The sequence below is a fragment of the Niveispirillum sp. BGYR6 genome (assembly GCF_027568365.1).
In the GTDB taxonomy this organism is placed as follows: domain Bacteria; phylum Pseudomonadota; class Alphaproteobacteria; order Azospirillales; family Azospirillaceae; genus Niveispirillum.
On sequence record NZ_JANLNL010000005.1, the window covers coordinates 220,138 to 233,664 of the forward strand.

The window sequence follows — 13,527 nt, forward strand, 5'->3', positions numbered from 1 at the left end:
AGTTATCTATGATGAAATTGTGATGGTTGTGCTTAATGATTTATTTAGATGGTCATAAAATGAAACGGATAGTTTGTTGGTTATTGGTTAAGGTAAACTTTACAGCAAACGCCGACTGAAGAAAAAACCGATGCGCGTTTCCGGCTTTCATCCTGTTTCCGGGTGGCCGGTCGGCGGGTTATTGCTGCATTTTCACTTACATTCCGTAAAGGGTATGTAAGCGATTCATCTACGTAAACCCCGTTGAAAACATCGATGGCGGCGGCATACCGGAATGACAAAGGGGCGTTCCGACCCTCGCCGGAACGCCCCTTTGCCGTTCATTCACCGCAGAGAAGGAAACGCAGGATCAGCCGCGCAGGCCGGCCCCGGTGCCCTTGGCGACAGCGGCCACCACCTTGGCGGCCACGGCTTCGATTTCTGCATCCGTCAGGGTCTTTTCCACCGGCTGCAGGGTTACGGTCAGCGCCACGGATTTGAAGCCGGGCTCCACACCCTTGCCTTCATAGATGTCGAAGACGCTGACATCGCTGATCAGCGCCTTGTCGGCCCCCTTGGCGGCCTTCACCAGCTTGTCCGCTTCCAGCGCCACCGGGGCCAGGAAGGCGAAATCGCGGGAGACGGGCTGGAAGGCGGACAGTTCCAGCTTCGGCTTGGCCGTCCCCACCTTCTTCTTCGGGGCCGGCACAGCCTCCAGGAACAGTTCGAACGCCACCACAGGGCCGGTCACATCCAGCGCTTCCAGCAAAGCCGGGTGCAGTTCGCCAAAGCGACCCAGCACGCTGGGGCCCAGGCGCAGCACGCCCGACCGGCCCGGATGGTACCAGCCCGGCGCATCGCGGGTGACCTGCAGGTTGCCCACCGGGGCGCCGGCGGCTTCCAGAATGGCCAGCGCATCGGCCTTGGCGTCAAACGCATCAACGGCGCGTTCGCCCTTGGCCCAGTTGCGCGGCACGGCCGCCCCGGCGCGCACGCCGGCCACCACCAGATCCTGCCCCTTCTCACTGCCATCGCGGAAGGCGGGCCCGACCTCAAACAACGAGACATCGGCATAGCCGCGCGCGGCGTTGCGGCCGATGGCCGGCACCAGGGTGGCCAGGATGCTGGGGCGCATCACCGCCAGATCGGCGCTGATTGGGTTCAGCAGCCGCAGTTCATCCTTGTCGCCGTCGAACAGGGCGGCGACCTTGGGTTCCACAAAGGACCACGTCACCGATTCCAGCAGCCCGCGACCGGCGGCGGCGCGGCGGGCGGCAAAGGTGCGGCGCTGGCTGGCGGTCAAGGCCGGCTTCGGCGTGGTGGCATCGCGCGGCAGGGGCGTGGCGGGGATACGGTCAAAGCCATGGACGCGCAACACCTCTTCCACCAGATCGGCCTCACCCTCCACATCGCGCCGCCAGGACGGCACGGTGCAGCGCAGGACGCCATCAACCTCGGTCACGCCGAAACCCAGCGTTTCCAGGATGCGACTTTGTTCGGTCTGGGCCACATCCACCCCGCCCAGGGCGGCGACGCGGGCCGGGCGCAGGTCGATGCTGCGCTGCCAAGCGGGTTCGGCACCCGCCATCGTCACGGCACCGGCGGTGCCGCCGCACAGCTCCAGGATCAGGGCGGTGGCGCGTTCCACGCTGTCGGACAGGTTGGCCGGGTCCACGCCGCGTTCAAAGCGGTAACGCGCATCGCTGTCGATCTGCAGGGCGCGACCGGCCTCGGCAATGCGCACCGGTTCAAACGTGGCGACTTCCAGCACCACATCCACCGTCTCGGCGGTCACGCCGGTCTTTTCCCCGCCCATCACGCCGGCCAGACTGATCAGCCCGGCATCATCATAGATGCCGATCAGGCCGGCGGGGGTGGTGTATTCCTTGCCGTTCAGGGCCAGCAGCGTGTCACCGGCCGCCGTGGGACGCAGGGCGATGGCACCCTGCAGCTTGGCGGCATCGAACACATGCAGCGGGCGGCACTGATCCAGGCTGAAGAAATTGGTGATATCCACCAGGGCGCTGATCGGGCGCAGGCCGACGGCCAGCAGCTTATCCGCCAGCCATTTCGGGCTGGGGCCGTTCGTCACGCCCCGGATCACCCGGAAAGCGATCTGCGGGCAGCCGGGATGGGCCAGATCAACCGACAGCGGGCTGTCGAAACCGGGGGTGACGGCGGGGGCCGGCAGCGGCTTCAGCGTGCCCAGGCCGGCTGCGGCCAGATCGCGGGCAATGCCGCGCACGCCGGCACAATCCACCCGGTCGGGCGTCAGGGCGATTTCGATCACCGGGTCGGACAGGCCGCGCCAATCGGCAAAGGCGGCCCCCACCGGCGCATCGGCCGGCAGTTCGATGATGCCGTTATGTTCCTCGGACAGCAGCAATTCGCGTTCCGAACACATCATGCCGCGGCTTTCCACGCCACGGATGGCGCCCACCTTCAGCGTGTCGCCGGAAACCGGGATCACCGTGCCGGGGGCGGCGAACACCACCTTGATGCCTTCGCGCGCATTGGGCGCACCGCAGACCACCTGCACCGGCTCACCCGCCCCGGTATCCACCATGCACAGGCGCAGCTTGTCGGCGTTCGGGTGCTTTTCCGCCGAGACGACATGGGCGATGCGGAAGCCGGCCAGGGCGGCCCCCCGATCCTCCACCCCTTCCACTTCCAGGCCAAGGGCGGTCAGCTTTTCCGTGATCTGGTCCAGCGTGGCGTCGGTATCCAGATGCGTCTTCAGCCAGGAGAGGGTGAACTTCATGGGAGGGGACCATTATTGTCTGGCGCCCGATGGCCGGGCGGGAAATCGCGTGGCCCCATCAATATCCGCAAAGCCCGGTCCAGATCAACGATCCACCCGGCAACCGCCGGTGCAGCCCTGCCCAGCCCTGGGCGGCGGGTGGGGTCACGCCACCGCCGCCCCGCTGCCATCCTGCATCATGGCGGTGCGGCCGCCCTGGGCGCGCAGGGCAAGGTTATGGGCCAGCCGGCCGATGCTTTCCGATGCCGGCACGGTGGTTTGCGATGACATTTCATGCACCTGCACCCCGTCCGGCCCGATGATGATCAGGGCGCAGGGCACCACCCCGCCGCCACCGCCGCCGCCCACCGGTTCCCCCGTCAGCGATCCGCCGCCGGCGCCGATGCCGAAGCTGGTGATCATCACCGGCACGATGGTGACATTGCCCACCACCACCGGCGTGCCCAGCACGCCATTTTCCAGGATCTGCTCAAATTCCCGCGTGATGGTGGTCATCAGCGCCTGGGTCGGATCGGTGGTGAAGGGATTGGGCAGCATCTTGATGCTCCGCTATCTTGCCGCGATGCAGCAAGATAACATCACAACCATGAAGTGCAAACGGTATTAATCCCACTTCACCTCCGGCACCATGCCCACCTTGATCGGGCCGATGGAGAAGCGGCGATCCTGGATGGTCATCGGCACGCGCACGGCGCGGCGCCCATCCGGCGTCTGTTGCGACAGAAAGCCGAGCGCGGCTTTCACAGTCTGGCCCTGTTCGGGCTTCAGGCTTTGCATCTGCACCAGCATATCCACCAGCACGTCGGAGCCGGACAGTTCGGCACTGCCGGCGCCGATGGGCTGCAGGTTGGCATCCAGCGCCAGGGTGGCATTGCCGCGCAGGTCCAGCTTGCCCCAGAGCAGGCGGGCAGAGGTCAGTTCCACCGTGCCGCCCGCCTCGCTCCAGCCGCGCAGGGCGGCGATATCGGGGTTGGGCGGCAGGATGCCGCGCAGTTCCGCCTGCAGCGCCAGTTCGGTGATCTGCTTTTCCAGCGGTGGCAGCACCCGGCCGGGCAGGGTGATGGTGCGGGCCAGCAGGTTCAAGGTGCCGGTGGCGGCACCGGGGCCGACGGGGGGAACCGTCGGCTTGGTCCAGGTCAGGTCCAGCAGGCCGGCCTTCAGGCTGCCGGTGATGCCGGGGATTTCGGCCACCGGATCGGTCAGGATCAGGTGGGCCTGTTTGGGTTGGCCCTCTCCATCCAGCAGCAAGGTGCCTTCGCCGGCCTTGGCCTCCAGAATGGCGGGGGGATGGCTGGGGCCGGGCGGCAGGCTCAGCCTTGCATTGCCGTCAATGTCCAGGCGGATGGTCAGCGGGTTCCAGGGCCGGGCCCAGGCCTCCACCCCGCCCGCCGTCAGGGCCATGCCATCGGGCCGCCGCCATTCCAGCTTGTCCAGCCGCAGGGCCAGCCGCAGGGGGAAACCGCCGACCGATGGCTCGCGCGGGCTGATATGGTTGCCCAAAGCCTCCTCCGTCGCGGTCATTTCCGCCACGGTGCGGCGCAGTTGCTGGGCGGCGGAAACCCACCAGCCGGTATAGGCCAGCACCAGCAGCAACAGCAGGGCGATGGCGAGATAAAGGGGGCGCAGACGCATGGCAAGGATCACCCTGGTGGCTTGGGGGGACAGCGCGCCATGGAAGCGGGGGTGGCGTCAAGCCGGTTCCCCCACCGGCCTGACTGCGCTACGCTTTCGCGGTCGCAAAAAATCCCGATCATCATGAACAATCCAGACTCCCCCTCCGCTCCCAAAGTCATTGTCGATTTTGATCATCCGCCCGGTCAGGATCTCTGGGTCTTCGCCTATGGTTCCTTAATGTGGAATCCAGGCTTTCCCGTGGCGCAAAGCGTGTCGGCGCTGCTGCGTGGCTGGCACCGGCGGTTCTGCATCTACAGCCATATGCACCGGGGCACGCCGGAACGGCCGGGGGCCGTGCTGGGGCTGGCCCATGGCGGCGCCTGCCGGGGCCACGCCCTGCGGGTGGCAGCGGCCGATGTGCCGACGGTGCTGGATTATCTCTGGCAGCGGGAAATGGCCTATCGGGTCTATATCCCGCGTCTGGTGCGGCTGGCGACGGCGGACGGGCCGATCCAGGCCCTGGCCTTCACCGCCGATCCGGCGCATGACCAATATTGCGGCGGGCTGGATATGGCCGGCACGGCGGCGCTGATCCGCCAGGGCACCGGCCAGTCCGGCCGCAATATCGATTACCTGACCAGCCTGATCGATCATCTGGCAGAGATCGGCATCCATGACCGGGGGCTGGAACAGTTGCTGGCCCTGGTGAACCAGACAACGCCCTGAGCCCCCTTATACCAGCAGGATTGCCTGGAGAGGGGCGGGGCAGCGCGCGGACAGTGTGGGGGAGCAGATATAGTTTGATGGAAAACATCGATAGATATCAGCTCTTTATTGTGGTTGGTCGTTGCTGTTTTTCGATTTGAAACGGGTTTTTCACTTTCTAGATTCGCCTTATTGACTGAATGATCCCATATGTATATACTTCAATCGCATTGTTTAATTTAATAATTTCGGAATATCAGCTTATGCTGAATTTGGTTTTTAGCAAAATAACCTTAGGGGAGGTAAGAATGTCGGAGGTCAATACCGTTTCATTCTCCTGGTATGAGGGAGGAAAATTGAAATCCGGTCGCGGGCAGGTTCTGAACAATAAGGGTTTAAGATCATTTGCTAATGATGTTGAAATGAATTCAATTTCAAAAAACGCAAATGCTATAATAGATAATGTTGATTCAATAAAAGAAAAAATAGAACAAGTAGCTGGAAATAAAAAAATAAATAATATCGTGTTTCAAGATGGTCTTCCGGTATATTATTCAATGGAAGATGGTGGCTTTGTTATCGGTGGCGCTTATTCTGGTGCGGTAAAGAAATTTACAGACAATATGAGCGATCATGATAGAATTTCTATTTTGAAAAATGATTACAAGGATACAAATTTCAGCGTTTATGATCTGAGCAAAAACAAAAATGGCCCTCTTTTAAAAGATCAAGTGATAGGGACAGAGGAAGCGCTTAAAGATTTTCTGAAGAACGGCAAGCGTGAATCATCCTCACTGTCTTCCTCCGGCCTTGGCAATCGGCTGTCGGGTCTTACTGGCATTGAGGTCATGGAACGATCCCAGATGATGGACAGGTTTGACGCCAAAGAGTAACGGGGATTGGCGAAGGGGGCGGCTGGAACAGCCGGCCGAAAGCGGCAAAGCGGTTTTGTAAAGAGCCGTGCCCCGTGGTAATCGGAAAGTCCGCCATTGCCGCACCGCACCCGCGCTCCCGAGGATCAGGATGATGAGCCAGACCCCGCCCCTGAAAGCCGTGATCATCCCGGTCACGCCCTTCCAGCAGAATTGCTCCATCATCTGGTGTACGGCGACCAACCGCGCCGCCGTGATTGATCCCGGCGGCGGGGTGGATCAGATCAAGGCGGCCATTGCTAAGAACGGGCTGACCGTGGAGCGCATCCTGGTCACCCATGGCCATGTCGATCATGCCGCCGCCGTGGCCGACCTGAAGGATGTGCTGGCCGTGCCGGTGGAAGGCCCGGCGATTGAGGATAATTACTGGCTGATGGCGCTGAAGGAACATGGGGCCGGCTATGGCATGGCCTATGCCCGTTCCTTCACGCCCGACCGCTGGCTGGTGGATGGCGACACGGTGACGGTGGGGGAACAGACCCTGTCGGTGCTGCATTGCCCCGGCCATACGCCGGGCCATGTGGTGTTTTTCCACGCACCATCCCGCTTTGCCATTGTCGGCGACGTGATTTTCGAAGGTTCCGTCGGGCGCACCGATTTCCCCGGCGGCTCCATGCCCGATCTGGTCCGCTCCATCCGGGAAAAGCTGTTCCCGCTGGGCGATGATGTCACCTTCCTGCCCGGCCATGGCGGCCTGTCCACCTTTGGCCGCGAACGGCAAAGCAACCCCTATGTCGGTGACAAGGCGGTGGCACGGGGGTAAGTGTCTGTCCGGAAAGTTATCGCGTCTTTCGAACCCTCGACTTTTCTCCACCGTCATTCCCGCCTTCGCGGGAATGACGGCTAAGAGACTGGAAAAGAAGTGAAAATTCTTGAACGGACTCTAAGTGGCACCGGCCTCAGCAGCGGACACCGGCGCATTCCAGCAGGGCATCGACCAGGGCAGGCACGGTAACGGTGGCCGGGCCATAGAGCCCGGCATGGAACAGGCCCGCCCCCTCGGTTTCTTCCAGGTTCACCTCCAGCGTGGCGGCCCCGGCGGCCCGCGCCTGGGAGACGAAGCCCGCCGCCGGATAGACATTGCCCGAGGTGCCGATGGAGATGAACAGGTCGGTGGCGTCCAGCGCCTCCCCGATGGCATCCATGGCCAGTGGCATTTCCCCGAACCAGACAATATGCGGCCGCAGCGTGCCCACCCCGGCACATTGCGGGCAGGCCTCCCCCGTATGCAGGTCGCGGGTCCAATCCATCAGCAGGCCACAGCTTTCGCAGCGGATTTTCAGCAATTCGCCATGCATGTGGATCAGGTGGCGCGACCCGGCACGGTCGTGCAGATCATCGACATTCTGCGTCACCAGCAGCAGCGGCCCCGGCCAGAACTGTTCCAGCCGCGCCAGCGCATGATGGGCGGCATTGGGCTGCACCGCCGGGTCCAGCACGCTGCGCCGGCGGGCATTATAGAAGCCCTGCACCGTCTCCGGATCGCGGGCGAAGGCCTGCGGCGTCGCCACATCCTCCAGCCGCACCTGCGCCCAGACACCATCGGCATCGCGGAACGTATGCAGCCCGGATTCCCGGCTGATGCCGGCCCCGGTCAGGATGGTGATGGCAGCGTCGCCCCGCAGGCGGCGCAGAAGGGCGGTGACGGGATCGGGAAGCATCGGGTTTCGGTCTTGCTGCCTGTTTCTCTCTGGTTTCACAGGCTATGCGCTTTGCCGTGGCGTCACAAGCGGGCGACGTTGCCCTGCCGGCATGGTACGATCCGCGCCCTTGACCTTGCCACCCGCCCGACAGGCCGATGACCCAGCCCCAGAACCAGACCGCCCCCCTGGACGAAGCCGCCATTGAGCGTTGGCGGCAGAATATCCGCCGTTCCACCTTCTATAATTATCAGGTGGAAATGGGGGCGGCGCTGACCGGGCGGGGGGAATTCCCGGCCGCCCTGCGCATGTATGAAAGTGCCGCCGGGCTGGAACCGACCAGTGCGGAGGCACGCTTTGCCCTGTTCATCCTGCCGGCCCTGCTGGGCGGCGATCCCGGCGGCGATGTCGATGGGCTGACGGCCACGCGTGGGCTGGCCCGGCTGCTGGCCCGGCTGTCGCGGGCCGAAGATCAGCCGGTGATCGACCGGCTGCTGACCATGCTGCCCGATCTGGCGCCCCAGCGGGCGGTGCGGCTGGCCCGCGCCCGCTGGCATTGTCTGGCCGATCAGGCGCCAGCGGCCGCCGCCCTGCTGGCGGAAATCGGCCCCGTCCCCGCCGGCATTCCCGAACTGCGCGCCGGGGAGGCGGGGGCGGTGGTGCGGCTGGCCCAGGCGGCGCTGGCGCTGGGGGAGCGCAATCTGACAGCCGATATGCTGCTGGCCTCCATGGAAATGGCGGATGTGGATGATCCACCGCCGCCCGATGATGCCGGCCTGTCGCAGCTTTACACCCAGTTGGCGCAGCGGCTGATGCTGCGCCAGGGCTTTGCCGAAGGGCTGATCTGCCACCGTTGGGCCGCCATACTGGACCCGGCCAACAGTGCCGCCCTGTTCGGCCATGCCCGTGCCCTGATGTTCACCGACCGGGTGGCGGACGGGCTGGCGGTGATTGAACCGGCAGCACTGGCCCATCCGCATGATGGCTGGATTCGCTTCACCTGCGGGCAGCTTTCCCTGATGGGGCGGCCCCTCGCCCTGGCGGTGGAGCGGCTGGAACAGGCGCTGGATATTGCGCGGGAGACGCAGGACACGCTGTTGATCGCCCAATGCGCCAGCCATCTGGGGTTGGCGCGGCAGGCGGCGGGCGATCTGGCGGGGGCGGCCACGGCGCATGATCTGGCCGTGGCCGCCCGCCCGCATCTGGGCCTGACCCATGCCAACCGCGCCTTGCTGCTGGCCGCCCGCGGGGAGGCCGCGGCCGCCAAGCGGGCGCTGGAGGAAGGGCTGGCCCTGGGGCGGGAGCCGGTGGCCCTGACCGCCGCCGCCCTGCTGGCGCTGGATCAGGGGGAGGAGAAACAGGCCGCCGCCCTGCTGGCCGAGGCGCGGGATTTCAACCCTGGCCTGGCCTGGGTGCAGCCGCTGATCCGCCCCTGGGCGACGGCGCGACTTTACGCCCTGATGCGCACCAACGGCCTCACCCGGCCGGAACCGACGCTGCGGCCTTCCTCACTGTGAAGCCGGGCCTCACCCCGCATAGAGCCGGCGGAACCCTTCCGTCACCTGGGCGATGAAGGCGGGGTCGCGTTCGCGCCAGTAACGCGGATCGGCGACCATGCGGTTCAGGGTGGTGCTGTCCAGGCCGGCACTGCCGCTGCCATCACGCAGCAGCTTCGGTTCGGCCCCGCCATCGCGCATCATCCGGTGCAGGGCCTTCACCCCGTCCGCCGTGGCGGCCAGGGCCTGCACCAGGGCCGGCGGCAGGTTGCGTTCCGCCCAGGCGCGGATCTGGCCCGCCTGTTCCTGCCACTGTTCGGCCCCGCCGAAATGGCCCAACAACTGCTGCATCTCCCGTTCGGCCTGGAATTCCCCGGCCATGTCGCCCAGCAGCGGCAGCATCCGTTCCGCCGCCAGATCATAAAGCAACTGGGCCTGCTGCTTGCTGAAACCGGCGCCATGCAGGCGCTGATTGATGGCGGGATCGGGCTGGAACAGGCCATGGGCGCAGTCGATGCAATAATCCTCCGGCGTGTCCGGCCGGTCGGGCGCGGGGCCGGCCCCGGCGGACAGGCGCTTTTCCAGCGCCAGATAGGATTTCAGCAAGGCATCCACGCGGATGGCGCCCGTGGCTTCATCCCAGAATTTGGCCGGCACCTGTTCCGGGCGCGGCGGGATGGTGGGGGTCTCGGTGATATTTTCCATGGGGCAGAACTCCGGTTCAGGGGGAAAGGGGATTGCGGGCACCACGCCGGGCCAGCGCTTCCAGCGACAGCACCAGGGCGCGCTGGCCTTCCAGATGGCGCAACCGCGCCTCGCTGGCTTCCGGCCCCAGGGCCACGGCCTGGGTCTGGCGGCGCAGATGGGTCAGCAGCACCTGGCCATCCGGGCTGGCGAACAGCCGGGCGCAGGCTTTTTCCAGGCTGGCGACGGGGGTGGGGGCAGGGGGCTCCCCCGGCCAGGGCCAATCATGCTCAGGCATCATGCATCTCCGGGCTCAGCGCCGGTTCGGGTGGGGTGGCGGCACGCAACAGGCCCGGCGGCACGCCGGCAGCATCGGCCAGAAAACGGGCGCAGGCGGCCAGATCGGCGGTGGCCAGGGCATCGGCCCCCAGGGCGTTGATGCTTTCCAGCCAGCGCAGGGTGACCTCTGCATCCCGCTGGGCCTGGGCGCGGGCCAACGGGGACAGGATGCGGATGGCCACGTTGCGCCCATCCACGGCGATATCGGGCACCAGCCCGCGCCGCCGCAGAATGGCCAGACAGCGCCGCACCAGCGGTACCAGCAGTTCCGATTGCAGCCGGCCGAAGGTGGCCCCCAGCAGGCGGGTCATCTCCGCACTGCGTTCCAGCACCTCCGTCGCCGTCATGCGCGGGGAATTCAGCGGGGCCAGCCGGTCGGCCAGCAGGGCATGGCGGATGCGGGCACGCAGATCATCCAGCACCAACTGGCTGATATCGAAGCGGCCGGGGCTGGCCAGCGGCGTCAACCCGGCCGACCCCACCGCCTTGGGAATGATGGCACCGGGCACCAGTCGCACGGTCGCCGGATTCAACACCCCGTCATCATCCGCCTGCCAGATGCCGGTGACGGCGATGCTGGCATTTTTCAGCACCAGCTCCACCACCTTGTTGGCGGTCTTGATGTCGGGCAGGGCCTTCATCACCGGGCTGCGGCCATAGGTTTCACCGGGGGCCTTCAGCCAGCGGAAGGCGATGAAGGGCATCTCGCTGAAATGGCCGTCGGACAGCAGCAGCGGCCCGTCATCACCCTCCAGCACCACCCGCCAGCGCCAGCCGCCGGCCGCATCCGGCTCCACCAGTTCCACGCAAGTGAAGCGGCGCTGCGGGTTTTCCAGGCCGGCCTGCCGCAGCCCGGCGGGCATGGCATCCACGCCAAAGCGGGCCGCCAGCCCATCCAGCGTCAGCGGCACCTGACGGAACAGCCGGTCCAGCCACCCTTCCTCCCCCTCCTCCAGCGCCAGATCGCTCAGCGGCACGGCGGTGAAGCGCAGGGCGGCGGGGGCGCCCGGTGGGGCTTCCTCCACCAGCAGACAGCCGGTGCCGCCGGTCACCACATCCAGAAAGGCCTGATGCGCCTCCACCGCGAAGTTGGACCGGTCGATCTGGCCCTGCAGGCTGGCCGCCATCTGGTCCAGCAGCGGGGCGATCGGGTCGCGCAGGTCGGCTTCCAGCGCCGGGCCGGGTTCCAGACCGGCCCAACGGGACCAGGGTGGCGTCAATTGGCCCAGCAGCGCGGCGGCCAACTGGTCCACCGCATCGGCGGCGGTGCCATCAAACAGCCGTTCCCCCCGGCGCTGGCCGGGGCTGGCCCCCTGGCTGAAGGCGGCGCTGTGCGGCAGGGCATGGTCATAGCAATCCTGCCACAGGCTCTCCCACACCGCGCGGCGTTCCAGCGCGCGGGCATGGCGGTCCAGCAGGGTCCGCGCCACCAGGGCCGGACCCGCTTCCTTCTCATCTGATTGCATGGGTCATTCCCCCAGCAGGTTCTTGCGGGTGGGGCCCAGGCCGCTGGGCAGCAGGATGCCGCGCCAGCCGGTGGCGATGGTGCCCGCCCGCCCGACGGCGCGGCGCAGCAGGCTGGTTTCCGCCGCCGTCGGCCCCACCTCGGCCCCTGTGGTGCCTGGATTGGCGGGGGCCGGGGCGGCGGGTTGCAGCGGGGCGGGGCTGGTGGGCAGGGTGACAGGGGCAGGTGTGGCGGCAGATTTGCCGGAAGAGACGATTCGGGCCATTTCCATGCTCCGGGACAGGGGGCGGGGCGGCAGCCGGCCGCCCAGATGGCGGTAAAGCTGATAGGGGGTCAGCACCCAGGGTGCGCGCAGGCCCAGCAGGCGCTTCACCACCTCCACACAGGTGAAGGGGGCCAGCGGCGGGGCCCAGGGGACGGCGCGCCGAGGGGGCGCAGGCGTTGGGAAAAAATTCAGGGCGATCAGCCCCTGGCGGTGGAACCAGTCGGCCAGTTCCGACGCGGGGCAGGGCGGGTGCCGGGCCAGCTCCATCCGGTCGATCAGCGGGTCGATGCTGATCCAGCCGCCCGGTTCCGGCCCCGCTGCCGGGATGGGCAGCAGGGCGAAGACATGGCGGAACCCCGGCCGCAACAGGCGCAGCAAAGGCAGTTCGCTGTCGCCGCAGAACACCACCAGGGCGGGGGCGGGCGGCGGGTCTGGCGTGCCGGTCACAGGATGATCCCCTTGTCGCGCAGGATCGGCTCCATCCGGCCCAGCGCCTCCTGCCACAGCAGCCAGTCCGCAGCTTCCCGTGCCCGGTCACGTTCTGGGGCTAGCATCTGCTGGCCATAGCGGGCCAGCACCTGTACATGCTCATGCCGCAGCCGGCCCTGGCGGTAGAGCCGTTCCACCACCTTCAGAATGTCCCCCGGCTCGCAAGGGCGGGGCAGCAGTGCCTGACCGGCGCGCACCCGCGCGCCCTCCAGCAGGGCCTTATGGGCCTGCATGGTCCAGAACCAGACCTCGGTCGTATCGCTGAAGGGGATGGTGTTGGGTGGGGCGTCGTTCCGCCGGCGCGGGGCTGCGGTGGTGGGGGCGGTGAGGGGCATATTGTCACCTATTTAGAGGAATTTGATCCTTTATCTAATTCTGACCGCCTTTCGTCAAGGGGTATGTGAAAATCATCCTAGGGACCTCCTGGGCGGATTATGGGATATTTCTCCCATGCTCAAGCATTCAGACATATGGCAGGCCATTGACCAGCTGGCGCAGCGGCACGGCCTCTCGGCATCCGGGCTGGCTAAACGCGGCGGTCTGGATCCGACCACCTTTAACAAGTCCAAGCGCACGACGCCGGATGGCAAGCTGCGCTGGCCGTCCACGGAAAGCATCGCCAAGGTGCTGGAAGCGACGGGCAGCAGCTTCACCGATTTTGTCGGCATGGCGGACGGGGTCAGCACGGCCGGCGCGCCGCCGGCCGCGGTGCTGCGCCGCATCCCGGTGATCGGCTATGCCCAGGCCGGCAACCAGGGCTATTTCGATGATGCCGGCTATCCGGTCGGCAATGGCTGGGATGAGCTGGAATTCCCCCACGTCGCCGATGAGCGGGCCTATGCGCTGGAAATTTCCGGCGACAGCATGGAACCGGTCTATCGTGATGGCGATATCATCATCGTTTCCCCGGCTGAAACGCTGCGGCGCGGCGACCGGGTGGTGGTGCGCACGCGGGAGGGGGAGGTGATGGCCAAGCAGCTGTTGCGCCAGACCGCCAACCGCATTGATCTGGTCTCCTTGAACAAGGCGCATCCCGACCGCAGCCTGGCCATGGGGGAGGTCGCGTGGATCGCCCGCATCCTCTGGGCCAGCCAATAGCGGCCGGGTGAATGCACACACAGGTAGGCATTCAGTAATCGCCCAAGATAATCCTAGGAT

General features: G+C 65.9%; 14 protein-coding genes. 5 read left to right on the forward strand and 9 right to left on the reverse strand.

The window, feature by feature from the left end:
* Positions 1–349: 349 nt before the first annotated feature.
* The 3 genes from pheT to PCJ49_RS13540 form a co-directional block, all read right to left on the reverse strand.
* Positions 350–2,740, reverse strand: coding sequence for a phenylalanine--tRNA ligase subunit beta (pheT, locus tag PCJ49_RS13530; RefSeq protein WP_269911363.1), 2,391 nt, complete (start codon positions 2,738–2,740; stop codon positions 350–352).
* Between the two features lie 144 nt (positions 2,741–2,884).
* Positions 2,885–3,277 carry a spore germination protein GerW family protein gene (locus tag PCJ49_RS13535; protein ID WP_089290275.1) on the reverse strand — a complete coding sequence of 131 codons (393 nt, stop codon included), beginning with the start codon at positions 3,275–3,277 and terminating at the stop codon, positions 2,885–2,887.
* A 66-nt stretch (positions 3,278–3,343) separates the two neighbouring features.
* Entirely contained in the window at positions 3,344–4,372 is a 1,029-nt protein-coding gene (locus PCJ49_RS13540) for a DUF2125 domain-containing protein (RefSeq protein WP_269911364.1), read from the reverse strand.
* Positions 4,373–4,495: 123 nt separating this feature from the next.
* Between PCJ49_RS13540 and PCJ49_RS13545 the strand changes: the two genes are divergently transcribed.
* The 3 genes from PCJ49_RS13545 to PCJ49_RS13555 all read left to right on the forward strand — a co-directional run bounded on the left by PCJ49_RS13545 (position 4,496) and on the right by PCJ49_RS13555 (position 6,754).
* Entirely contained in the window at positions 4,496–5,080 is a 585-nt protein-coding gene (locus PCJ49_RS13545; RefSeq protein ID WP_269911365.1) for a gamma-glutamylcyclotransferase, read from the forward strand.
* 287 nt (positions 5,081–5,367) lie between these two features.
* The gene (locus PCJ49_RS13550) at positions 5,368–5,952 is read left to right on the forward strand and encodes a hypothetical protein (protein WP_269911366.1); all 585 of its coding nucleotides are present in this window, start codon (positions 5,368–5,370) and stop codon (positions 5,950–5,952) included.
* 130 nt (positions 5,953–6,082) lie between these two features.
* Positions 6,083–6,754 carry an MBL fold metallo-hydrolase gene (locus PCJ49_RS13555; protein WP_347710435.1) on the forward strand — a complete coding sequence of 224 codons (672 nt, stop codon included), beginning with the start codon at positions 6,083–6,085 and terminating at the stop codon, positions 6,752–6,754.
* A 136-nt stretch (positions 6,755–6,890) separates the two neighbouring features.
* Here the strand turns inward: PCJ49_RS13555 and PCJ49_RS13560 are convergent, their stop codons facing one another.
* A complete protein-coding gene (locus PCJ49_RS13560) occupies positions 6,891–7,652 on the reverse strand; it encodes an NAD-dependent deacylase (protein ID WP_269911367.1) in 762 nt (253 codons plus the stop codon).
* 137 nt (positions 7,653–7,789) lie between these two features.
* Here PCJ49_RS13560 and PCJ49_RS13565 point away from each other — a divergent pair, with 137 nt between their 5' ends.
* A complete protein-coding gene (locus PCJ49_RS13565; protein ID WP_269911368.1) occupies positions 7,790–9,148 on the forward strand; it encodes a hypothetical protein in 1,359 nt (452 codons plus the stop codon).
* 9 nt (positions 9,149–9,157) lie between these two features.
* On the opposite strand, the gene PCJ49_RS13570 is transcribed toward PCJ49_RS13565, so the two are convergent.
* From PCJ49_RS13570 to PCJ49_RS13590, 5 genes are read right to left on the reverse strand one after another with little or no spacing between them, the layout of a single operon-like run.
* The gene (locus tag PCJ49_RS13570; protein ID WP_269911369.1) at positions 9,158–9,832 is read right to left on the reverse strand and encodes a hypothetical protein; all 675 of its coding nucleotides are present in this window, start codon (positions 9,830–9,832) and stop codon (positions 9,158–9,160) included.
* 16 nt (positions 9,833–9,848) lie between these two features.
* On the reverse strand, positions 9,849–10,112 hold the full coding sequence (locus PCJ49_RS13575; RefSeq protein ID WP_269911370.1) for a hypothetical protein: 264 nt from the start codon (positions 10,110–10,112) through the stop codon (positions 9,849–9,851).
* Positions 10,102–11,616 (reverse strand): portal protein, encoded by a 1,515-nt coding sequence (locus tag PCJ49_RS13580; RefSeq protein ID WP_269911371.1) that lies wholly within the window; start codon positions 11,614–11,616, stop codon positions 10,102–10,104. Before PCJ49_RS13580 ends, PCJ49_RS13575 begins: the two co-directional genes overlap by 11 nt.
* A gap of 3 nt (positions 11,617–11,619) precedes the next feature.
* Entirely contained in the window at positions 11,620–12,327 is a 708-nt protein-coding gene (locus PCJ49_RS13585; RefSeq protein ID WP_269911372.1) for a hypothetical protein, read from the reverse strand.
* Positions 12,324–12,704 (reverse strand): hypothetical protein, encoded by a 381-nt coding sequence (locus PCJ49_RS13590; RefSeq protein WP_269911373.1) that lies wholly within the window; start codon positions 12,702–12,704, stop codon positions 12,324–12,326. Before PCJ49_RS13590 ends, PCJ49_RS13585 begins: the two co-directional genes overlap by 4 nt.
* Before the next feature lie 115 nt (positions 12,705–12,819).
* On the opposite strand from PCJ49_RS13590, the gene PCJ49_RS13595 reads away from it, so the two are divergent.
* The gene (locus PCJ49_RS13595) at positions 12,820–13,467 is read left to right on the forward strand and encodes a helix-turn-helix transcriptional regulator (protein ID WP_089290263.1); all 648 of its coding nucleotides are present in this window, start codon (positions 12,820–12,822) and stop codon (positions 13,465–13,467) included.
* The last annotated feature ends 60 nt before the right edge of the window (positions 13,468–13,527 follow it).